Source organism: Phormidium tenue FACHB-1052, from assembly GCF_014696675.1.
GTDB lineage: Bacteria > Cyanobacteriota > Cyanobacteriia > Phormidesmidales > Phormidesmidaceae > Nodosilinea > Nodosilinea tenuis_A.
Genome location: NZ_JACJQN010000008.1, coordinates 1 through 21507 on the forward strand (window position 1 = coordinate 1; position 21507 = coordinate 21507).

The 21507-nt window shown below is 58.2% G+C and carries 20 protein-coding genes and 1 tRNA gene; 4 read left to right on the top strand and 17 right to left on the bottom strand.

From position 1 onward, the window contains the following. Positions 1-111: 111 nt before the first annotated feature. Positions 112-351, top strand: coding sequence for an opioid growth factor receptor-related protein (locus tag H6G07_RS27070; RefSeq protein ID WP_139297041.1), 240 nt, complete (start codon positions 112-114; stop codon positions 349-351). Between the two features lie 13 nt (positions 352-364). On the opposite strand, the gene H6G07_RS12190 is transcribed toward H6G07_RS27070, so the two are convergent. The 4 genes from H6G07_RS12190 to H6G07_RS12205 form a co-directional block, all read right to left on the bottom strand. Further along, a complete protein-coding gene (locus tag H6G07_RS12190; protein ID WP_073608619.1) occupies positions 365-2092 on the bottom strand; it encodes an alpha/beta hydrolase in 1728 nt (575 codons plus the stop codon). 168 nt (positions 2093-2260) lie between these two features. Beyond that, positions 2261-3391, bottom strand: a complete 1131-nt coding sequence (locus H6G07_RS12195) for a hypothetical protein (RefSeq protein WP_073608618.1) — start codon at positions 3389-3391, stop codon at positions 2261-2263. 122 nt (positions 3392-3513) lie between these two features. Then, the gene (locus H6G07_RS12200; RefSeq protein ID WP_073608634.1) at positions 3514-3906 is read right to left on the bottom strand and encodes a VOC family protein; all 393 of its coding nucleotides are present in this window, start codon (positions 3904-3906) and stop codon (positions 3514-3516) included. Positions 3907-4022: 116 nt separating this feature from the next. After that, positions 4023-5702: a DUF6930 domain-containing protein gene (locus H6G07_RS12205; protein ID WP_073608617.1), complete on the bottom strand. Its 1680-nt coding sequence runs from the start codon at positions 5700-5702 to the stop codon at positions 4023-4025. A gap of 340 nt (positions 5703-6042) precedes the next feature. Here H6G07_RS12205 and H6G07_RS12210 point away from each other — a divergent pair, with 340 nt between their 5' ends. Both H6G07_RS12210 and H6G07_RS12215 read left to right on the top strand, forming a co-directional pair. Then, positions 6043-6399 carry a HesB/IscA family protein gene (locus tag H6G07_RS12210; RefSeq protein ID WP_073608616.1) on the top strand — a complete coding sequence of 119 codons (357 nt, stop codon included), beginning with the start codon at positions 6043-6045 and terminating at the stop codon, positions 6397-6399. 62 nt (positions 6400-6461) lie between these two features. Next, positions 6462-6878, top strand: coding sequence for a tetratricopeptide repeat protein (locus H6G07_RS12215; protein WP_073608615.1), 417 nt, complete (start codon positions 6462-6464; stop codon positions 6876-6878). Between the two features lie 79 nt (positions 6879-6957). Here H6G07_RS12215 and H6G07_RS12220 read toward each other — a convergent pair whose 3' ends face one another. Then, complete coding sequence (locus tag H6G07_RS12220; RefSeq protein WP_171973013.1) at positions 6958-7611, bottom strand: DUF305 domain-containing protein; 654 nt, start codon at positions 7609-7611, stop codon at positions 6958-6960. 388 nt (positions 7612-7999) lie between these two features. Between H6G07_RS12220 and H6G07_RS12225 the strand changes: the two genes are divergently transcribed. Beyond that, positions 8000-11998 (top strand): magnesium chelatase subunit H, encoded by a 3999-nt coding sequence (locus H6G07_RS12225; RefSeq protein WP_073608614.1) that lies wholly within the window; start codon positions 8000-8002, stop codon positions 11996-11998. Positions 11999-12155: 157 nt separating this feature from the next. Here the strand turns inward: H6G07_RS12225 and H6G07_RS12230 are convergent. From H6G07_RS12230 to H6G07_RS12285, 12 genes are all read right to left on the bottom strand, one after another. Then, positions 12156-12228 (bottom strand) — tRNA-Val (locus H6G07_RS12230). A gap of 137 nt (positions 12229-12365) precedes the next feature. After that, positions 12366-12629 (bottom strand): hypothetical protein, encoded by a 264-nt coding sequence (locus H6G07_RS12235; RefSeq protein ID WP_084173149.1) that lies wholly within the window; start codon positions 12627-12629, stop codon positions 12366-12368. A gap of 15 nt (positions 12630-12644) precedes the next feature. Continuing rightward, the gene (locus H6G07_RS12240; protein WP_073608613.1) at positions 12645-13955 is read right to left on the bottom strand and encodes an aminopeptidase P N-terminal domain-containing protein; all 1311 of its coding nucleotides are present in this window, start codon (positions 13953-13955) and stop codon (positions 12645-12647) included. A 116-nt stretch (positions 13956-14071) separates the two neighbouring features. Beyond that, positions 14072-14839 (bottom strand): MBL fold metallo-hydrolase, encoded by a 768-nt coding sequence (locus H6G07_RS12245; RefSeq protein WP_073608612.1) that lies wholly within the window; start codon positions 14837-14839, stop codon positions 14072-14074. A gap of 296 nt (positions 14840-15135) precedes the next feature. Further along, positions 15136-16779 carry a 15-cis-phytoene desaturase CrtI gene (crtI, locus tag H6G07_RS12250; protein ID WP_073608611.1) on the bottom strand — a complete coding sequence of 548 codons (1644 nt, stop codon included), beginning with the start codon at positions 16777-16779 and terminating at the stop codon, positions 15136-15138. Positions 16780-16891: 112 nt separating this feature from the next. Beyond that, positions 16892-17431, bottom strand: coding sequence for a Uma2 family endonuclease (locus tag H6G07_RS12255; RefSeq protein WP_073608610.1), 540 nt, complete (start codon positions 17429-17431; stop codon positions 16892-16894). A 35-nt stretch (positions 17432-17466) separates the two neighbouring features. Beyond that, entirely contained in the window at positions 17467-18072 is a 606-nt protein-coding gene (locus tag H6G07_RS12260; RefSeq protein WP_073608609.1) for an anthranilate synthase component II, read from the bottom strand. A 34-nt stretch (positions 18073-18106) separates the two neighbouring features. Continuing rightward, positions 18107-18571: a diacylglycerol kinase gene (locus H6G07_RS12265; protein ID WP_073608608.1), complete on the bottom strand. Its 465-nt coding sequence runs from the start codon at positions 18569-18571 to the stop codon at positions 18107-18109. Between the two features lie 72 nt (positions 18572-18643). After that, the gene (gene ybeY / locus H6G07_RS12270) at positions 18644-19162 is read right to left on the bottom strand and encodes an rRNA maturation RNase YbeY (protein ID WP_073608607.1); all 519 of its coding nucleotides are present in this window, start codon (positions 19160-19162) and stop codon (positions 18644-18646) included. Between the two features lie 2 nt (positions 19163-19164). Beyond that, on the bottom strand, positions 19165-19365 hold the full coding sequence (locus H6G07_RS12275) for a DUF3285 domain-containing protein (RefSeq protein WP_073608606.1): 201 nt from the start codon (positions 19363-19365) through the stop codon (positions 19165-19167). A 103-nt stretch (positions 19366-19468) separates the two neighbouring features. Next, a protein-coding gene (gene prfB, locus H6G07_RS12280; RefSeq protein ID WP_199312056.1) for a peptide chain release factor 2 occupies positions 19469-20594 on the bottom strand; the annotation gives its coding sequence in 2 pieces (ribosomal slippage) (positions 19469-20518 and positions 20520-20594; 1125 coding nt in all). A gap of 139 nt (positions 20595-20733) precedes the next feature. Further along, positions 20734-21498: a hypothetical protein gene (locus H6G07_RS12285; RefSeq protein ID WP_073608604.1), complete on the bottom strand. Its 765-nt coding sequence runs from the start codon at positions 21496-21498 to the stop codon at positions 20734-20736. Positions 21499-21507 lie beyond the last annotated feature (9 nt).

A 21507-nucleotide genomic window follows, 5' to 3' on the forward strand; every position in this document is an offset into this window, starting at 1 on the left:
CCAGGGGCAATCTGTGGCTGAGGTCCTGGAGGTGCTGATGCCTGCTTAGACTCGATAACTCTGCCCCGAAGTAGCCCTTCAGGCTAACCTTCCAAGTCGTGTGAAGGAAACATAGTTGTCACCCGGTCGGCGGACTACCCAAACCGTCAACGGGAATGGGTTTCTCCCTTCGACCACAACTATCTTCGGATCACTCGTATTTTGAAGTGTTTGATGGTGTTTGGATTAGAGGATGAAGCCCAAGCTGTTTACGAGTGTTTGAGGCAGATCTATCGAGAGAGTAGCAATGATATTGGAGCTGAAACATTTCAGCACTGGACGAATGCAGTCAAAGCTTCTGCATCAGGTTGAGTCGTGCGATCGCCTACTCTCCCGGTTCGCTGTTAGGCAGTTCTAGTGGTTGGAGAAGCTCATTGAGGGGGTTAATCAACTGCTGATCCACTTCTGCACCGGCATTCACCATAAATAGGCGAAAGGGTTCGCCCTGGCTGAGGTAGCTGTCGTAGCCCGATCGCAGATACAATCCATACTCCGGTCGGCGAGCCACGTAGCGGCCTACAAAGGCTAGGCCCAGGGCATTTAAGTAGCGATCGATCACCTCCGGCTCAGCTAGGGTGAGCCCTGGTAGGTTAGACAACAGTTGCGATAGACCCGCATCGAGGGTCGAGAAGTCAACGTGGGCCTGCCCTTCGATCAGCGCTAGGGAGCGATTCTCGGTGGTGTACCACGGGAAGGTGCGAAACTGCTCAAACACGGCGGGGGTGGCGGGGTCGTGGCTGCCCGCAATCACCATTACCGGCACCGTTACCGCCGCTAGACCCTCAGGGCCAAAGACGCTGCTGTTAACTGGGTTCACCAGCAGCACCGAGTTAACCCTGGGGTCGCGAAAGCGGTAGGTTTCCCGGGGCAGCTCTAGCGCCTGACACTGCAACAGCAGCGACGTATTCAGGTAAATGAAGTTGCTGTCGCACACCTCCTGGAGATGGTCAAAGTTAATCTCTGCTCCGGCTACCGCGAGGGCCGTGTAACCTCCTAACGAGTGCCCCCCCACCCCCACTTGATCAAGCTTGAGCCGCCCCTCAAACTCTGTGGGGTTGAGCCGCTCTAGCTCGTCGAGCACAAAGGTAATGTCGAGGGGGCGATCGATAAACTCCTGCACCTCAAACACATCACTGCTAAGACCCGCCTGAAAGTCAGCCACCTGCTGCCGATCGCTGCCGGGGTGCTGGGGCAGCACCACCACAATGCCGTGGGAAGCTAAGTGGGAGGCCCACTGGTGCCGTGCCTCGGGGCTAGAGGTCAACCCATGGGAAAACACCATTACCGGAGCCTGGCCGCGCCACGATCGGGGGCGCACAACATCTATATAGAGCTGGCGATGGCCCCCAGGGGCCGGTCCTTGACCATCGCGCTGGGTATCGGTCAACTCAAACCGCTGAATTTGCACCCTCGCCGGGCCAGGAACAGTCAAATCAGCCAGGTTGGCATAGTCAAGGGCAGACTGCTGGGCGGCCTGGCTCACCGTGATCTGCTCTAGCTGCACAATGGAGTCGGTGGTGGCATTGACGATGCGCTCGACGGCGCTGGCAACCGCCTGGGCGTCGTTGATATCAATCTGCATGTCGGTGGGCAGCGATCGCACCACATTGATGGCCGACAGCCCCTCCGGTGAGGTCGCCGCCTGAATCAGCGCCGCCCGCAGCGATAGCTTGCCGTTGTCGCCCGCCCGGGTTTTGAGGATTACCCCCACCTGCTCAAGCAGCTCTTCACCAACGCCAGTATAGAGAAAGCGCGATAGCAGTACCCCATCCACCTCTAGGGGGCGATCGAGGTTTTCACGCAGTTGGGCCACTTCGGCCTCGCTCAGCCCAACCAAATCGACGTAAAAGGCCAGGTCATCGGTCAATTCTCCTGACTCAATCAGGGTTTCGAGGGAGCTGGTGCTCACCGATCGTTCCACCGGGCCGTAGCTAAAGAAAATTTCTTCTGCCGCCAGGGCTGGCAGTCCGCTGAGCACGGTCAAGCCCAGGCTCAGTCCGCCTAAAGCCAAGCTTCGAGGCCGTAACCACCTCCCGCCCGATTGCCAGGTCATGCCGTCACTCCAAAAATGTTACTAAGAGCCGTCCCTGCTCGATTCTCACTCAAGTCTCTGCCCCTTTAACTCTGCTCAGAGGCAGAGGCGAAGCGGCTGACCCCACACCTCTCTGCCCCACTACTGCGTGCGCCAGTCTGCATCCACCGATGCCATGCGACAGGCGGCCTAGGGCCAACGCAGCCGCCGTAAAATCACCATATTTGGTCCTACCACCGGGTTGCGGGCTACCACCACGCCCTCGGGGTCGCGCAGTTGCAGGGTGCCAAATTTGAGCCCCCGGGCCTGGGCGTAGATGTCTTGGGCGATTTCATTTTGCTGGTCACCGAGCAGGCCATACCAGGCTTCGGCCACGTTTACGCCCAGGGTATTTCCTGGCAAGTTCACTTCCACCGACTGAATCAGCCCTGCCCCGTAGGAGCGGCTGATGCGGCTGACTCGGTTTTGAATATCGGTAATGAGACTTTGCTCGGGCGTAGGTTCAACCACGGGAGCAGGTGCTGGAGCGGGCTGCTCTGCGGTGGGGACGGGGGCCGCAAATCGGTCATCCACCTCAGGTTCTGCCGCCGTCATCTGGGGCATTGGCTCTGAGGCCACCAGCGGTTCACCCCGGTTTGCGCCCAGGGGGTTCCACAGGGCCAACAGCAGCATCAGCAGGCCCAGGGCAATGGCGGTGAGCATACCGTCGGAGAGCTGGCGCTGGAGATCGGGGGGGAGCTGCGATCGCACCCACCGCAGCCCTTTCTTCCACAGGGTTGCCCCCTCGGCCAGCAGCAGCAGCAGTTGGTCAACCACACCTAGCTCCTTCGGTTGGTAGGGAATGCCGGTATCGGCCCAGACATCCTCTGCCGGGGATATGGGTCGCACTCGTTTGGCGGCAGTGGTTCGCTCAGGCATCTGACGCCGGTCAATCTCGGTGGGCTGGGGTTCTGGGGTTGACACCGGTAGCGGGTCTTCGAGATTTTCTAAGTCGCTGTCAGTCCAGGGTGCCGGGTCGGGGGTGTAGGGGCGACCGTTATTGAGAACGCCAGGGTAAGGCGAGGCATCTGGGATTGGGCGGTTGGGGCGATCGGTAAAGTCTGGCTCTGCTGGGGCTTGATCTCTGCCTAGAGCCTGTCTACCCAAGTCTTCGACGTTACCGTCGGCAGCACTCAGGGGTACAGCATCTTCCCCTATAGCCTCGGCGCTGGGATCTAAGTCGGGCGGTACAGGTCTATCCCCTTGTTCTGCTTCATCAGTGTTGCGCGGGGGCGGAACAGGGGGAATTTCTTCGGGAAAGTTGGGATCTTGGGGTCTCATGGGTTAGCCCACCTCGCCACGGTTACCGGCATACGCTGAAGAATGGCCTCTAGGGGCACATCCCTCTCAATACTGCCACGTTTCCCCGAAATCTTAGGGCAGAAATCTCTGTGGTCAAACACTCAGCCCGGCTCCGCAAGGCCTTGATGCAAAATTAGCCGATTGCCGTCGGGGTCGTAGGCATAGACCTCGCGCCCGTGGGAAGCCGTCAGCACCGGGCCGGGGGGCGCATAGCCCAGGTGGGTGAGGTGGGCGATCGCCCCATCCAAATCCGTCACCTCTAAACACAGGCTCATTGCGCCGCTGCTGGGGGCAGCAAATTGACTTGCATGGTCAGTGTTGGGTTTAAAAATTGCTAGCCGCAGCTCTGGCAGATGAAACTCAGCGTAGCGATCGCGCTGGTAAGGCCGCGCCGACTGATCAAGCAGCTCGCCATAAAAGTCTACCAACCGCCCAAAATTCTCGCTGGCCAGGGCCACAAAAGCACTGGTGCAGCCTACAGATGCCTCAGCCAAAGCCTTCTCCACTAAGATTTTCTAAATAATTCGTGAGTCAGCGGTGGGCATTGCCCACCCTGCGCCCACCCTTACTTACCCATCCACCCCCTACCCATCTACCCCCTTACCCCTCCCTAATCCAACTCCCACTCCGCTGCATACTGCAACATCAGCGGCGGCAGGTGTAGATCCTTTGGCGTCTTGCAGCGGGCCTCGAACACACCCAAAATATCTTTTACGCTTGGTTTGCCCTTGCTGCTGCCGGTAATGCCGCTGGCGATGATCACCGCGCAGGCTCCGTTACAGTCCTTCTGCCAGGTATTCCAGCGTTCCAGCAGGTGGCGATCGGTGCTGCCGTTGGTTTCGTATTCGGCGAACAGGTGCAGTTCACCATCGCCGGTTTGCAACAGACCCAGCTCAAAGGCCTCGCCGCTAAAGGGGTCGCTGCCGGGGTTAAAGCACACCGCCTGCACGCCCTGGGCCTGCTGTAGCTGTTGAATTAAGGTCTTGGCCTTAGGCCGCGAGGTTTGAATCAGCACCACCGGCAGATCGGGAGAGTCAGCGGTGCCATTGTGGGGCCATTTGCCCTCTAGGTTCTGAAAGGCGATCGCCGGATCCTGGCGCAGGGCGTCTAGCACCTGCTGCTGAAACTGGGTGAGGATGATGATCGCCCCCTCGGGCACATAGTCGTCGCGCAGCACCGGAAAATTAACCAGGCCCTCGGGGCCGTCGTCGCCAAGGGCATCATCGGTGTCGGCAGCTAGCTCTGCGGTCACATCAGGCAGGGTTTTAACCGTCACCTTCAGCGGCGACGCGCCGGCGCTTTTTTCGGGGTTAGGAATTTTATAGCTACTCTTGAGCGCTTTGAGGGGAGGCTTTTCGAGCTGAGCCCGGTAGCGGGTGATAAAGCGCTGGAGCGCCTCCATCACTACTAAAAACGTAGCTCCTTCTTCGTCGGCGAGCTGGCTGCGCATCCCCTCCAGGGGGTGAATGCTGCCAAAGTCGGGCTGCACTGCCTCAGGGGCCGAGGCCAGCCAGCTCGCGGGCTGAGGCATGTTGGGAAACGGTTCGTCGTCAAACAGCTCAAAGTTGAGAAACAGGCAGTCTTGCTCTAAAAAGGCCTCCTGCATCTGCTTGGGTGACTGCTGCCCCATCAGCACCCGCTGGCGAAATTGCTTCAGCGAATCCAGCGATCGGTACATCAGCAGGCCATACTCCACGCCGCCCATGCCCAGCATCGACACGTAGAGGGTGTCAAGCTCCCAGTTGTTGAGCTCAACGGCCAGCACCTGCTGCTCGTTGAGGGTGTTCCAGGGGGCGAGTTCCCAGATCTCCATGGCCTTGTCGATCATGGCCTCGGCGTAGCGGGGGGGAAGCTCGGCCTCGGTCATCTCGGCTGACTGCTGGAGGGCGTTGAACAGCTCGTCGATCAGGGGCAGCTCGGGGGCGTAGTCAATGGCAATATCAAGCCCCTGGAGCGCCCCCCGCAGGTAAAACTGAATTTCGCGATCGCTGACCACAATCTTGTGCGGCCTGGCCGGGGCCAGGTTGCCCTGGGGTGACTCAATGGCCTGCAACAGCGTGCGCACCACCGGCTCGTAGCCGCAGGTGGTGGGCACGATGGTCAGCCCCCGCACCGCACCGTGGCTGCTGTCGACCCAGAGAATGCAGTCGCTGGTTTCGGTATGACGCTGGCGCAGGCCGCCGTCGTCATCCATCAAACCGCCCACCGAACGGCGATCGCCCTCCCACACGCTGGCTACACGGGGCAGCCGCTTCAGGCGATCGATGGTAATGCGGTTCAATCGAGTCATGGGCTAACGATAACGACAGATGGAACAAATGGTTAGGCGACCGCTGGCTTGGGCACAGCTTTGGTCAGCATAGCCAAGTTTAATCATCAACTGCCCACAGCAACTTAACCGCGTGCGCTTCAGTGCAGTCCCCTAAATTGAGATACTGCACTGAAGCCAGCATCCCTCCCAGGGCAGGGGACGCCCCAGCGGCTGCTATAAACTATAGAAATTCTTGGCAGCAACGGCTAAGCCTAGGCGACGAAAGTGTTAGATTTCAAAACAATTTAGGCTTCTCTGGCTGCGGTTGGGGTTACTCTGCTTATGATGATAGAAGCTGTACTTACATCGAAAGGTTGCAATGGCTCAAGCCACCGAACAAACCCGAGGCATTTTGATGTCTGAAACGGCCCTTCGGCACGTTAAGGCACTGCAAGAATCCCAGGGCAACAAAGAACTCTGCCTGCGAGTGGGGGTACGCCAGGGCGGCTGCTCGGGCATGTCCTACACCATGGATTTTGAAGACCCCGCCAACATCAACGAGCACGACGAAGTCTATGACTACGAAGGCTTCCGCGTGATCTGTGACAAAAAAAGCCTGCTCTATCTCTATGGCCTCATGCTCGACTACAGCGACGCGCTGATCGGCGGCGGCTTTCAGTTCACCAACCCCAACGCCGTCCAGACCTGCGGCTGCGGCAAGTCCTTCGGGGCGTAGGGACATCCTACGGGGCTACATTCTGTGCTTTGCTGGATATCGCGTTAGATAGTTCATAGACCATGACTCAAACCGTAGAAACCCTGTTCGATGAAGGCATCGAGCGCTACAAAAAGGGCGAAGATCCCGCTGAGCTAATTCCTGTATTTAAAGAGGTGTGCGATCGCGCCCCCAAAAGCGCTGCCGCCTGGGCCTGCCTAGCCTGGCTCTACCTGCTCACCGACAAGCCCAACGCTGGCCTCAAAGCCGCCCAAAAAGCCGTCAAGCTCAACCCCCAAGACCCCCAAGGGCGGGTGAACCTGGCGGTCGCCATGCTCGACGCAGGCAAACCCGGCGTGCGCGAGCATATCGAAATTGCTGGCCAAGTGATGACCGTCGCCGACGACCTGAAAAAGGAAGTGATGGATAGCATCAACGACGGCCTGGTTCGTAAACCTGACTGGAAGAGCCTGTCGCGCGTTAAGCAGTGGCTTGAGTAGTTAGGTCGATGCAGGGTGAGCCTTTGCCCTCAACTGTTAAGTAAGCGCTCCCCCCTATCGATGGGGGAGCGCTTTTAAATTATTGACCGTACCAATCCTGCCGCCACTGCTCCATCTGATCGATCTCAGCCTGCTGTGAGGTGATGATCTCGTCGGCTAGGGTGAGCAGTTCAGGGCGATCGCTCTTGCCCTTCAAATCTTCCGCCATCGCCACCGCCCCCTCGTGGTGCGGAATCATCGCATTGATGAAGCGCAGGTCAAACTCGTCGTCGGCTCCACCGAGATCCATATCCATCCGCATGGCTGAGATCATCTCTTCGCTCATGGCCATGTCGTGATTCATTTCAGCGTGGTACATCATCGGCTCGGCGGGCGCATCGGGGTACCAGGCCGCCCGCCAATCCCGCATTTGAGCAATTTCCACCTGCTGAGCGGCAATGATGTCTTCTGCCAGTTGCCGAATCTCGGGTCGCTGAGAATTCTCTAGGGCAGCTTCAGCCATCACTACGGCCCCCTCGTGGTGGGGAATCATGCCGTCGATAAAGCGCAGATCGTAGGTGGCGTCGGCAGGGCCTAAATCCATCCCGTGACCGCTGTGCATCATCTGCTCCCCAGCTATGCCTCCAGAGCCATGGCCTTCGTGCATGGCCTCCATGTTGCTAGTGCCGCAGGAGGCTAGTGGTACTAGGGTAGCCAGGGCTAGCATCGTCGTTAAAGGCTGTCTCAATCGCATGGTTCGTCTCCCAAATGCCTGATGATTTAAGCCTACACATTGCAGCCCGCTGTAGAGTCAAGGGCTGATTGGGCAAGATATATTTCCTTGGTCAGCGCTTAATTAATATTTTGTTACGAAAATGAGAGGAGTGATCCCGCCGTACTGTAAATTTTGTTAACAAAGCTCAAGCTGATTTATTTCAAATTGTGTCACCTAAACGCTCGAATCCTTATCTGGCAAGGTTTTCTGATACAAACATGAAAGGCATCATTGATTTTGCTTTCGTTACGAAATATTTCCTATACAATCCCCAGAGTCTGCCTGCGGTCTGCCCTGCTCACTGTTGCTGATGCTGCGCCCGCAGCCTTCTCACCCCCAGACTTAGCCGCGAAAGGAGTTTTACTGCATGTTCACCCACGTCAAGCCCACTGTTCGCCACATTGCCCCCGATGACCTCAACGGGCGGCGTCTGGTCAAGGTGGTCTATGTGGTTCTAGAGCCTCAATACCAGAGCTCTTTGTCCTCGGCCATCCGGTCGATCAACGCCAGCAACTCTCAAGTGGCCTTCGAAGTCAACGGCTACCTGATTGAAGAACTGCGCGACGCCAACAACTACGCGGCGTTTAAGCAGGATGTGGCCGAGGCTAACGTATTTATCGCCTCGCTGATCTTTATCGAAGACCTGGCCGACAAGGTCGTTGAAGCGGTTGCCCCCCTGCGCGATGGCCTCGATGTGGCTGTGTGCTTCCCCTCCATGCCCCAGGTGATGCGCCTCAACAAGATGGGCAGCTTCTCTATGGCCCAGCTCGGCCAGTCGAAGAGCATGATCGCCTCCTTTATGAAGAAGCGGAAGGAGAAGTCCGGGGCGGGTTTCCAAGATGCGATGCTGAAGCTGCTGCGCACTCTGCCCACGGTGCTCAAATACCTGCCGGTCGAAAAGGCCCAGGACGCCCGCAACTTCATGCTCAGCTTCCAGTACTGGCTGGGCGGTTCTCCCGAGAACCTGGAAAACTTCTTTCTGATGCTGGCCGATCGCTACGTGATCACCGACAGCCCAATCGAGGGTGCCCCCCAGCCCGAGAGCCTGGAGTACGAAGAGCCTGTCACCTACCCCGACATGGGCATCTGGCACCCCATGGCCCCCCACATGTTTGAGGACATTAAGGAGTACCTCAACTGGCATGCCTCCCGCCGCGACATCTCTGAGGATCTCAAAGATCCCCTCGCCCCCACCATTGGTCTGGTGCTCCAGCGCACCCACCTGGTCACGGGCGACGAGGCTCACTACGTCGCTATGGTGCAGGAATTTGAGTACCTAGGCGCGAAGGTAATCCCCGTGTTTGCGGGCGGGCTAGATTTCTCTAAGCCCGTAAATGCCTACTTCTTTGACCCGGTAGACAACACCAAAACCATTGTTGATGCTGTGGTTTCTCTCACCGGCTTTGCCCTGGTGGGCGGCCCGGCCCGGCAGGATCACCCCAAGGCGATCGAAACCCTCAAGCGCCTCAACCGCCCCTACATGGTGGCGCTGCCCCTAGTCTTTCAAACCACCGAGGAGTGGGAAGACAGCGACCTGGGCCTGCACCCCATTCAGGTGGCGCTGCAAATGGCGATTCCTGAGCTGGACGGGGCGATCGAACCGATCGTGCTCTCGGGCCGCGATGGGTTAACTGGCCGGGCGATCTCCCTGCAAGACCGGATCGAATCGATCACCCAGCGGGCGATGAAGTGGGCCAACCTGCGCCGCAAGCCCAAGCTCGACAAAAAGCTGGCCATCACCGTGTTCAGCTTCCCCCCCGACAAGGGCAATGTGGGTACCGCCGCCTACCTGGATGTCTTTGGCTCCATCTATAAAGTGCTGGAGGCAATGAAGCAGAACGGCTACGACGTGCAGGATCTGCCCGAGTCGCCCGAAGCCCTGCTGCAAGAAGTTATCCACGACGCCCAGGCCCAGTACAACAGCCCCGAGCTGAACATCGCCTACCGCATGCCGGTGCGTGAGTACCAGGCCCTCACTCCCTATGCTGAACGGCTCGAAGAAAACTGGGGGCCACCGCCGGGCAACCTCAACACCGACGGCGAGAACATGCTGGTCTATGGCAAAGCCTTCGGCAATGTGTTCATTGGCGTGCAGCCCACCTTTGGCTACGAGGGTGACCCCATGCGGCTGCTGTTCTCCCGCTCCGCCAGCCCCCACCACGGCTTTGCCGCCTACTACACCTATCTGAACAAAATTTGGGGCGCGGATGCGGTGCTGCACTTTGGCACCCACGGGTCGCTAGAGTTTATGCCCGGCAAGCAGATGGGCATGTCGGGCACCTGCTATCCCGACAACCTGATCGGCAGCATCCCCAACCTCTACTACTACGCGGCCAACAACCCCTCCGAGGCCACGATCGCCAAGCGTCGAGGTTACGCCGAAACCATCAGCTACCTCACCCCCCCCGCTGAGAATGCGGGCCTGTACAAGGGGCTGAAGGAGCTGAGCGAACTGATCGGCTCCTATCAGGGCAATAAAGAGAGCGGTCGGGCGGTGCAAATCGTTAACGCCATTATCGAAACCGCGCGGATTTGTAACCTCGATCGAGACGTGGCGCTGCCCGAAGGTGACACCGGGGAGCTGTCTAACGAGGAACGCGACAACCTGGTGGGCAAGATCTACATCAAGCTGATGGAGATCGAGTCGCGGCTGCTGCCCTGCGGTCTGCACGTGGTGGGCAAGCCGCCCACGGCTGAGGAGGCGATCGCCACCCTAGTCAACATCGGTAGCCTCGATCGCGAAGAAGACGGCATCAAGAGCCTCCAGCGGATCATCGCTGAGAGCATTGGCCGCGATATCGATGATATTTACGGGAACAGCGATCGCGGCCACCTCGCCGATGTCCAACTCCTCTACGACATCAACCAGGGGGTTCGGGGTGCCATCTCCGCCCTCGTCCACGAGCAAATCGACGCCGAAGGGCGTGTCTCCATGGTGTCGCGGCTCAACTTCCTCAACATTGGTCGCAAAGAACCCTGGATCAAAGCCCTCCATGAGGCGGGCTACACCAAGGTCGATGCCGATGCCATCAAGCCCCTGATGGAATACCTGGAGTTTTGCCTGGAGCAGGTCTGCGCCGACAACGAACTGGGTGCCTTGCTGCAAGCCCTGGAAGGCGAATACCTGCTCCCCGGCCCCGGCGGCGACCCGATCCGCAACCCCGATGTGCTGCCCACCGGCAAAAACATCCACGCCCTCGATCCCCAGTCCATCCCTACCACTGCCGCCGTCCAGTCGGCCAAAATTGTGGTGGACAGACTGCTGGAGCGGCAGCGGCAGGAAAACGGTGGGGCTTATCCCGAAACCATCGCCACCGTGCTCTGGGGTACTGACAACATCAAAACCTATGGCGAATCCCTCGCCCAGATGATGTGGTTTGTCGGCGTTAAGCCCGTGCCCGACTCCCTGGGCCGGGTGAATAAACTGGAGCTGCTGTCCCTCGAAGAGCTGGGTCGTCCCCGTGTTGACATCGTTGTTAACTGCTCTGGGGTGTTCCGCGATCTCTTCATCAACCAGATGGCGCTGCTCGATCGCGCCGTGAAAATGGCCGCCGAAGCCGATGAACCCCTGGAGATGAACTTTGTTCGCAAGCATGCCCTGGAGCAGGCGGCAGAAATGGGGATTGGCCTCCGGGAAGCCGCTACCCGCATTTTCTCCAATGCCTCCGGCTCCTACTCCTCCAACATCAACCTGGCGGTGGAGAATAGCACCTGGGAAAATGAGGCCGAACTCCAGGAGATGTACCTGAAGCGCAAGTCTTTTGCCTTCAACTCCGACAACCCTGGCGTTATGGACAGCAACCGAGGCTTGTTTGAGTCGGCCTTGAAGACGGCGGATGCCACCTTCCAAAACCTCGATTCTTCGGAGATTTCCCTCACCGACGTGTCGCACTACTTTGACTCTGACCCCACCAAGCTGGTGGCGTCTCTGCGCGAAGACGGCAAGGCTCCAGCGGCCTACATCGCTGACACCACCACCGCCAACGCCCAGGTGCGTACTCTGTCTGAAACAGTAAGACTAGATGCCCGCACCAAAATGCTCAACCCCAAGTGGTACGAGGGCATGCTCTCCCACGGCTACGAAGGGGTGCGGGAACTCTCCAAGCGCCTGGTCAACACCATGGGCTGGTCGGCCACCGCTGGCGCGGTCGATAACTGGGTCTACGAAGATGTCAACACCACCTTCATCCAAGACCCGGAGATGTGCAAGCGTTTGATGGATCTCAACCCCAACTCCTTCCGCCGCATGGTTTCGACCCTGCTGGAGGTGAACGGGCGCGGCTACTGGGAAACCAGCGACGAAAACTTGGAGAAGCTGCAAGAGCTCTACCAGGAAGTGGAAGACCGCATCGAAGGGGTGGAATAGACCCTATCGTTTAGCTGATATCCTTTTGCAAAGCCAGGACTACCTAAGAGTCCTGGCTTTTTTAAGATCACCGTTTTATCAGTTCCTGCGCAGGATGAACCAATGGCCACTGCCAATGGTTATGAGCCTACATATTGGACTATACAGGGGCAAAGTATGGGCGATACTGGACTCGAACCAGTGACATCCTGCTTGTAAGGCAGGCGCTCTACCAACTGAGCTAATCGCCCGTGCTGCATTTGCAGTTTTATATCTTAGCAGAAGATGAGGGGCGTTTTGCGCGATCGCCCCATAAATTTCCTCCAAACTCGCAGGCTTTCTCACCTACACAACCCTGTGCTGAAAGTGGCTGCTGCTTTGCAGGTCTCTAACGCTTACCTTCAAAGTACTGATACCAAACCCAGTTGCCCGTTACTGTCACCGCCAGAACGATGCCGCCGCCAACCCAGCCAAGCAAGGGATTGTAGCCGCTGCGGGCCAGATTGGTCATCCACAGGTGGGTGAGATCGCTGCCTACCAGCCCATCGGCGATCGCCGGAAAGAGATACATCAGAGCTGCTCCCACCAGCAGCCAACCGACCATAGAGACCAGGAGAAAGACCGTTTTTGCGGTTGATTGAGTGCCGATCATGGTTTAACTAATTCCTCAACGTTCCATATCCTCTAGGGCTTTGGGCACCGCAGCGGTCAGTACCTCGCAGCCGGTTTCGGTCACCAGCACGTCGTCTTCAATGCGAATGCCGATGCCCCGCCAGCGATCGTCGATCTGGGGCTGCCCCTCTACCGGCTCGTAGGTGGGGGAGATGTAGATCCCAGGCTCGACGGTGACGACGTTGCCGACTTCGAAGGGTTTCCAGGTTTTGTCGGCATTGCGTAAGATGCCCGCATCATGGACATCTAACCCGAGAAAGTGGCCGGTGCCGTGCATAAAGAAAGCCTTGTGCTTTTTCTCCTCGATCAGGGTGTCCACGCTGCCCGTCAGCAGGCCTAGCTCCACCAGCCCCTCGGTGATGGTGCGGGTGGCGGCATCGTGAAATTCGTTGAAGGGGGCACCGGGTTTGACGGCGGCGATCGCCCGCAGCTGCGCCTCCAGCACCAGCTCATACAAAATCCGCTGCTCATCGCTAAAACGCCCCCCCACGGGGAAAGTGCGGGTAATGTCGGCGTTGTAGTAGTCGTAGGCGCAGCCCGCATCGATCAGCAGCAGGTCGCCCTCCTGCATTTGGCAGTTGTTCTCGACGTAGTGAAGAATGCAGGCGTTGGCCCCCGAGGCCACAATCGAGGTGTAGGCTGGCCCCATCGCCCCTTCTAGGCGAAAGATGTGCTCCATCTCGGCCTGGATTTCGTACTCAAAGCGACCGGGGCGGGTGATGTCGCGGGCGTGGTTGTGGGCTTTGGCGGCGATCGCGATCGCCCTTCTCAACAAATCTAGCTCCTCTGCCGACTTCACCCGCCGTAGGGTCTGCATCATCAAGGTGGCGTCTTCGATCGCCACCGGGCCGGTGCCGCGCTTGTAGTAGGTGGCCAGCAGCCGCTGCCAGTGGCGCATCACTGTGTTGTTGAGGGCCTGGTCGTGGCCAAAGTGGTAGTAGAGGCGATCGGCCTTTTCTAAATATTTGGGCAGGTGCTCGTCGAGTTCGCCAATAGGGTAGACCTGATCGGCTCCAAAGCGCTCCTTAGCTAGCTCAACCCCGACCCGATAGCCCGACCAGGTTTCCTTTTCAGGATCCTTAGGGCGCACAAACAGTACAAACCTATGCTCATCATGGTGGGGAGCCAGCACGGCCACCGCGCCCGGCTCGTTGAACCCCGTCAGGTAGTAAAAATTGCTGTCTTGGCGAAAGGGGTAGTCTACGTCGTTGTGCATCACCGCCGGAGGGGCGCTGGCAAAGACGGCAGTGCCGCCACCAATGAGATCCATGGCACGCTGACGACGGTGGGCGTAGGAGGAGGTCATAGCGGAGGGTCGATGGGTAGAAAGGTCGATGGGTGAAAGGGTTTAGGTTACAAGGCTTAGGGGAAGACTCGCACCCTACACCTGATACCTTAACCCCCTACACCCCTAATAACAGCCTACGCTCTAGGGTACTGATAAACCTGAATCCGCATTCCCTGACTGGGCAGATCGCTGGGGCGCAGGCTCAAAGAACCGCTGGCGGCCCGGGTCACGGGAGTGCCCTGCATCAAGCTTAAAAACTCGTCCACGGGCGAAAGCTCGCAGCTTTCGCCAGCCACAGTCGTCAAATAGTGGGTTGGAATGGCAATTTTAGGCTTTAGCACCTGTACGGCTTGCACCGCCTCGGCAGCGGTGTAGGCCTTGGGGCCACCGCCTACGGGCACGAGCATGATGTCCGGACGGCCCAGCAAAATTTGCTCTTCCACACCTAGCGGTGCAGCAGCTCCGCCCATATGGACAATGGTGACGCCGCCCTGAGTCCATTTCCATACGGTGTTGTTGCCAAAGCGCCGCCCGCCCTGGCGATCGTGGGGGGTCAGAATGCCCTGCACTCTCAGGTTTTCAAAGTCATAGATGCCGGGGTCGGTGAGCACGCGAGGCTCATTGGGAAGGTCTTCCAGATAGCCTTCGTCAAACAGGCGGCTGCTGATCATGACCAGGTCGGCAGGCACGGCTGGGGAGGGAAAGCCAGCGGTGCAGCCGATGGGGCGAAAGGGGTTGACCAAAATGCGTCGTCCGCCGCCAGTGAAGAGGAAGGCCGTATGGCCTAGGCTGCGAATGGTGACGCCTGCGGTTTGAGCCTGTGCTGCGGAGCCGACTAGACTTAGCCCCAGGGTGGCCCCCAATCCTGCCCCTGCGTAACCCAGTAGTTGTCGCCGTTTCATTGCACTCTTACTCCCGCACATATAGCTTTGGCTAGCCTAGTGTAGACCGCAAACCGTCGGTTTATTGCCCCATTTTGAGCCAGCCATGGAACTGGACGTATCAATGTCGGATTTTGGATTTAGCAGTTTTAGGTTTGCCGATATCTAAGGGGTGAGTAGGGTGCATTCGCGGCCCTCAACTCTGCGCATTCCCCAGGCTAGTCCTGGGCCGCAATGCACCGCTTACAGTAGCGGGTATATTGAGCAAACCCGCAGCAGTAGCAGGTGGGCATTGCCCACCCTACATTGCCCTTGGTCTAGCGGATGCTTAGCTCAGGGCTGGCTTGGCCGCTGACGATCGCATCATCCACACCGTAATCCTCCGCCACCAGCCGCGCCGTCATTTTGGCCGACATCATGACGCTGGGGGTACCCGCGCCGGGCTGGGTACCGGCTCCGACCAAATACAGACCGTTGATGTCTTCACTGCGGTTGTGGGGGCGGAAAAAGGCCGACTGCACCAGCAAAGGCTCCAGGCCAAAGGCATTGCCCGCGTAGGCATCGAGGGTGCCCTCAAAATAGTCGGGGGTGATGTAGCTGTGGCACACCAGCCGCTCTCTCAGGTTGGGCAGGTAGCCGCGCTCATCGAGGAAGTCAAAGACGACGTCGCGCAGGCGATCGCCCATCTCGTTCCAATCAATTCCAGACTTGTTGTTGGGCATTGGCAGCAACGTATAAGCCGCGTGATGTCCGGGCGGAGCCAAGGAAGGGTCGGTCAGACTGGGTAGGTGGAGGTACTGGGAAAAATCTTTGGGGAAGATCTTGCGGCCAAAGATATCCTTCAGCAGCTCTTCGTAGCGGGGGCCGAGGATGATGGTGTGGTGGCGCAGCTTTTCGGTTTCGTTGCCGTCGGCCTTAAAGCCGAAGTAGATCACAAACACCGACATCGACTGCTGGCTCAGCTTTACCCGCAGATCGCTGTTCCAGAAGCGGTACTGGGGTTCGATCAGCTTGCCGTAGGTGGTGGCCCAGTCGGCGTTAGAAACCACTACGTCGGCGTTCATGACTAGGCCATCGCCCAGGGCAACTCCAGTCGCTATTTTCTTGCCGTCCTTGCGGGTGACGTTGATTTGGGTCACTGGTGCGTTGTACTTAATTTTGCCGCCTAGCTCCTCAAACTTTTTCACAAAGCCCTGCACCAGCGCCCCGGTGCCGCCCATGGCAAAGTGAATGCCCCAGGTTTTTTCGACAAAGTGAATCATGGCGTAGATGGCGGGCACCGACAGGGGGTTGCCGCCCACCAGCAGCGGCTCAAAGGTAAACACCTGGCGCAGCTTGTCGCTCTTGAAATAGCGGCTGCTAAAGCGGAACAGGTTGCGTACGGCGTCGAGCTTGAGCAGGTCGGGGGCGACCTTGAGCATGGTGCCGACATCGCCAAAGTGGGTGTAGCCCAGCTCTAAAAAGCCTCGCTCAAAAATCGCCCGCGACTGCTCATGGAAGCGTTCGTAGCCCTCCAGATCGCCCGGTTCGCCCAGCTCTAGAATTTGTCGCCGGGTGTTGGCTTCGTCGCCGTCGTAGTCAAAAAACGTGCCGTCGTCGAAGTAAATGCGGTAGAAGGGCAGAATGGGGACGATCTGCACGTAGCGGCTGGTGTTGGGGCCGCCAGAAATCCCTTCTTTAATGCGCTTGTTTTCATCGACGATGGTGGAGGGGAAGTCTTCGGCGGTGAGGTTGGCGCGATCGCGCTCCAGCGAAAATAGCTCTTCAATAAAGTGGGGCACCGTGATCACCGTCGGCCCCATATCGAAGGTAAAGCCCTGCTCGCGGCGCACGTAGGCCCGTCCACCAGGGGCATCCAGCGCCTCAACGATAGTGGTATCAAACCCCAAACTTTGCAGGCGAATGCCCATGGATAGCCCGCCTACCCCAGCTCCAATCACGATCGCCTGCTTCCGGCCCATGCTTGACTCCTGAGAGATTCTGTTACAAACGTTAATAACTTGTTCGTATTCTACTACTCTTAGTTCCTGTCGCACGGCCTCAAGCCGCTACATGCGCGAATATTCAGCTCTCCTAGCGCTGCCGCGACAACGCGATAATAGCGTCTACCGTGAACCCCTCCAGTGTCCCTAAAGTTGGTAGTGACTCGGTGCTAGCACAGATAATCGGTAGCTCTGCCCCTTGCCATACCCAAATTTGCTGACGCTGAATATCGATTAACCAGGCCAGTTGAGTCCCGTTGGCTAGGCAGTGCAGAATTTTGGCCTGCAATTCTAAGGTGCTCTGATTTGAGGAGCGGATTTCAATTAACCAATCCGGTGCCCCCTGCAAGGGGCCATCTGCTTCGGGTAGACGGTCACTGAGCACGACCACAATGTCGGGTACAGGCGATAGTGGTGGCACAATACAGCGCAGTTCTTGAATCGCCTCGTAGGCCGTGGTTTGGGCGTTAATGGCGTTGACTAAGTTGCGCTGTAGGCGAGAGTGATAAAGGGTGGGCATGGGTTTTTGCTGGGCCTGCCCATGGATAAACTCCCAAGCCGGGGAGCCGTCAATATTATCCTGACGCAGGAATTTCTCTAGGGAACTGGTCGTAATGGGCGATTGCGCCATAGATTAACCTCTCCTGTAGAGCTAGCGGTGCCCACCTACGCCGCCACGGGCACCGGCAGCGATACCAAAAAATTCCGCAGAATTTGCAGGCCCGACTCGGTGAGAATGCTTTCGGGGTGAAACTGCACCCCTTGCAGGTGGGGGTAGTCGCGGTGCTGCACGCCCATGATGGTGCCATCTTCAACCCAGGCGGTAATTTCGAGAGTCTCGGGGCACGTGGGGCGATCGATCACCAGGCTGTGGTAGCGGGTGGCCAAAAACGGATTTTCTAAACCGGCAAAGACGCCCTGGCCGGTGTGGAAGACGGGGGAGGTTTTGCCGTGCATGAGTTCGGCGGCGCGCACCACGTTGCCGCCAAACACCTGACCGATACTCTGGTGGCCTAGGCACACGCCGAGGATGGGCAGGGTGGGGCCAAGCTTTTCAATAATTTCTAGCGAAACCCCTGAGTCGTCGGGGGTGCCGGGCCCGGGGGAGATGACGATGCCGTCGGGCTTGAGTGCGGTAATCTCATCCACGGTGATTTCGTCGTTGCGAAACACGCGCAGGTCGCCCGCCACCGGTAGCTCGGCCCCCAGTTCGCCCAGGTATTGCACCAGGTTGTAGGTAAAGCTGTCGTAGTTGTCGATGACCAAAATCATGGGCGCAGGCAGAATGGGGTGGAGAAGGCTGAGGCTAAAAGAACTGGGGTTGCAGGATCTGCCACAGGGGCGGCAGCAGCAGGCAGGCGGCCACCGACACCGAAATTAGCGCCGAAATCAGTACGGCGGCAGCGGCGCAGTCTTTGGCGATCTTAGCGAGTTCGTGGTAGGTCTGCTCGACGGTCAGGTCAACCACCGACTCCAGAGCGGTGTTGATCAGCTCCATGGTGAGCACGATGCCGCAGGTGAGGATGATGACCGCCAGCTCTACTGGGGCGAGGCTGAGGGCGATCGCCAACCCGACCGCAAAGCTACCAACCACCACATGAATGCGAAAATTGCGCTGGGTGCGAAAGGCGTAGGCCACCCCCTGCCAGGCATATCTGAAGCTCACTAGCAGGTTGGTGGCTACCTTCCAGGAGAGCGATCGGTTGACCGGGCTGAGGTTAGCCTCCGGTACCGAAACCGCTGTCTCAGATTTTTCGCTATAGAGGGTCATAGATAACTACTGATAGAAGCCATTGGGCAATATGCCCCTATACCGTACCGTGGAGCGCGAATCAGGGCTAATTTAGCCTACTTTTTCAGACTTTAACCCGGCGGCAGCGAGCAATTCGCTTTGTTTGTCGAGCATTGCCACCAGGCTGGGGTCGTCGGGGTGATCCCAGCCCAGCAGGTGTAAAAATCCGTGGGCGGCTAGCCAGGCTGTCTCCCACCGCAGGGAGTGACCGGCTTCGGCGGCTTGGCGAGCGGCGGTGTCGAGGGAAATAATAATGTCGCCCAGATAGAGGGGTTCTGTAGTCAGCAGTTCGTCGATCTGAGGAAAATCGGTTTCGAGCGCTGCGAAGGAGAGCACGTCGGTGGGCTGGTCGAGCTGGCGAAACTGGTGGTTAAGGGCGGCGATCGCCCCATCGGTCGTTAGCTTGAGCGATAGCTCGTAGGCCCCGATAGGTGACCCTTCCAAGGCCATCTGCTGGCCCCACTGGGTAAACCAGGTCTCCCACTCGTCAGCCGTTATCACCTCAGCCTGGGGATGCTCTGGGTCTAGGGCCACCTCTAGGGTAGGCAGGGGGGAAAGAGTAGTAGCCATGGTTAACGGGTCAGGTAGGCTAGACCCACCAACAGGCTCAGCAGCGCGGTCACGGTCAGCGAGAAGTGAAACAGCGACTTGCCACCTTTTTTAACCATGTTGCGCATGGCCAGTTTGACAAAGCTGGGGGGCGCTTCGGCGGAGGTGGTCGGCGAGGGCTGAGGGATGACAGACGGGTCGAGGGTCGGCGGGTCTTGGCTCATAGAAAATGTCGCAGTGCAGATAGCTTTAATGTACCGGGTTTTTTGAGTGGGTAGCGGGGGAGCACTAGGGGAGGCGTTATCCGTTCAGATTACGCCCCACGCCCTAGACGGTCTGCTCTTGCAGCACCTTGTTTTCCTGGCGCAGGTAGGCCTGGATGAAGGCTTCGAGTTCCCCTGCCATCACATCTTCAATGGCAGTGGTCTCAACCCCGGTACGCAGGTCTTTGACCAACTGGTAGGGGTGAAACACGTAATTGCGAATCTGGGCACCCCAGCTAGCTTCAACCATATCGCCGCGAATTTCGGCGATCGCCTTGGCATGCTGTTCTTGGGCAATAATCAGCAGCTTGGCCTTGAGGATGATCATGGCTTTCTCGCGGTTTTGTAGCTGCGATCGCTCCTGGGTGCAGCGCACTGAAATGCCCGTAGGCAGGTGGGTAATGCGCACCGCTGTCTCCACCTTGTTGACGTTTTGGCCACCGGCCCCGCCCGATCGCGAGGTCTTGATTTCCAGGTCTTTTTCGGGGATATCCAACTCGATATTTTGATCGAGAATCGGCATAATCTCCACCCCGGCAAAACTGGTCTGACGCTTGCCGTTGGCGTTAAACGGTGAAATTCGCACCAGGCGGTGGGTACCTTTTTCAGACTTGAGGTAGCCGTAGGCGTAGCGTCCAGTAATTTCCAGGGTGGCCGACTTCAGCCCGGCCTCTTCGCCGTCAGATATTTCTACCAGGTGCACCTGGTAACCCTGACGCTCAGCCCAGCGGGTGTACATACGCAGCAGCATCTCGGCCCAGTCTTGAGCATCGGTGCCGCCTGCCCCAGCGTTGAGGGTCAGTACAGCCCCTTTTTTGTCGTAGGGGCCAGAAAGCAACTGCTGAAGCTCCCACTGATCCAGCTCCTGGCTGAGGCTGGTGACGGTGGCTTGAGCTTCTTGAAAAAGAGATTCGTCCTGATCTTCTTGCAGCAGCTCAAGAATGGCGACGGTGTCGTCGAGGCTGGTTTGCCAAGTGGTGAGCTGGCTGAGGTTAGCCTTGTAGTCGCTCAGCTCTTGCAGGGTGTCTTGGGCTTTGCTCTGGTCATCCCAAAACTCTGGCTGGGCAGCGACCTGCTCCAGGTCTTGAATGCGGGCTTCGAGGGCAGGAATGTCAAAGATACTCCTGGGTTTTACCCAGGCGATTGGTGAGTTCGTCAAGCTCGCGCTTGAGGTCGGTAGTGTCGATCATAGAAGTGAGGGTGTTTCTGGCTTGGGAAATCACTATAGCGAATCTTGGGGATTAGGGAGGTAGAGGATGAAGGGGTAAGGGGTGAAAAGGAATTTGAGATATTGTCTTTACGATTCTGTCCCCCACTACTTTCGATTCCCTAGGCTGCTTTGAAGAAACGAATGATTTCGCGCACGTGTTCTAGAAACTGGCCGTCGGCGCTGAGCTGGGCGATCGCCTGCTGCCCCTCCAAGGCCAACCGCTGGTGCTCCGCCTGGTTGGTCGTAGTCAGGGTGGTAACTTCGGTGGCGAGCACAGTGAGATCTTGCCGCAGGGCTTGGCGCTGGCGTTGCTCGGTAGCGGCCCAGGAGGCGGGGTCGTCGGTATTGAGCTGGGTGGTGAGTTCCTCTAGCTTGGTTTCGGCTTGGGTGAGGCGATCGCGCAGCCACACCACGTCTTCGCGGGGGTACTTAAACTGCTGCTGAATCGCGGCAATGCGGGCGGCAAAATATTGGTAGGTGCGAACGGCAGGGCGCAGCCCGCTAAGCAGTAGGGCAGCGGCTGATCCCCAGTAACCGAGCTGGCTAATTCCTGTACTGGCTAGAAAATACAGGCCCAGGGCGGTGAGCAGGTGTAGACCGAGGACGAGGCGCAGCGACCAGCGGGCCAGCGATCGCACATAGTCGATCTGGCGATCGTCCACCGTAATGCCGTTTTCTGCCGACAGGGTCGCTTCGCTCAACGCACCCTTGGCCTCAAAGTAGATATTCCAGGGCACAGTGGTAATCGTCAGCAGCCAGCCAAAGCTGGCTAATCCCACGACCCAGTCAACGAAGTTGCCCACGGGGATTTGCCACCACTGGGCCAGGCCAAAAATGCCCAGCAAAAGTATCACCAACACCAGGCTAAAAAAGCTCGCCACCATCCCTAGGCT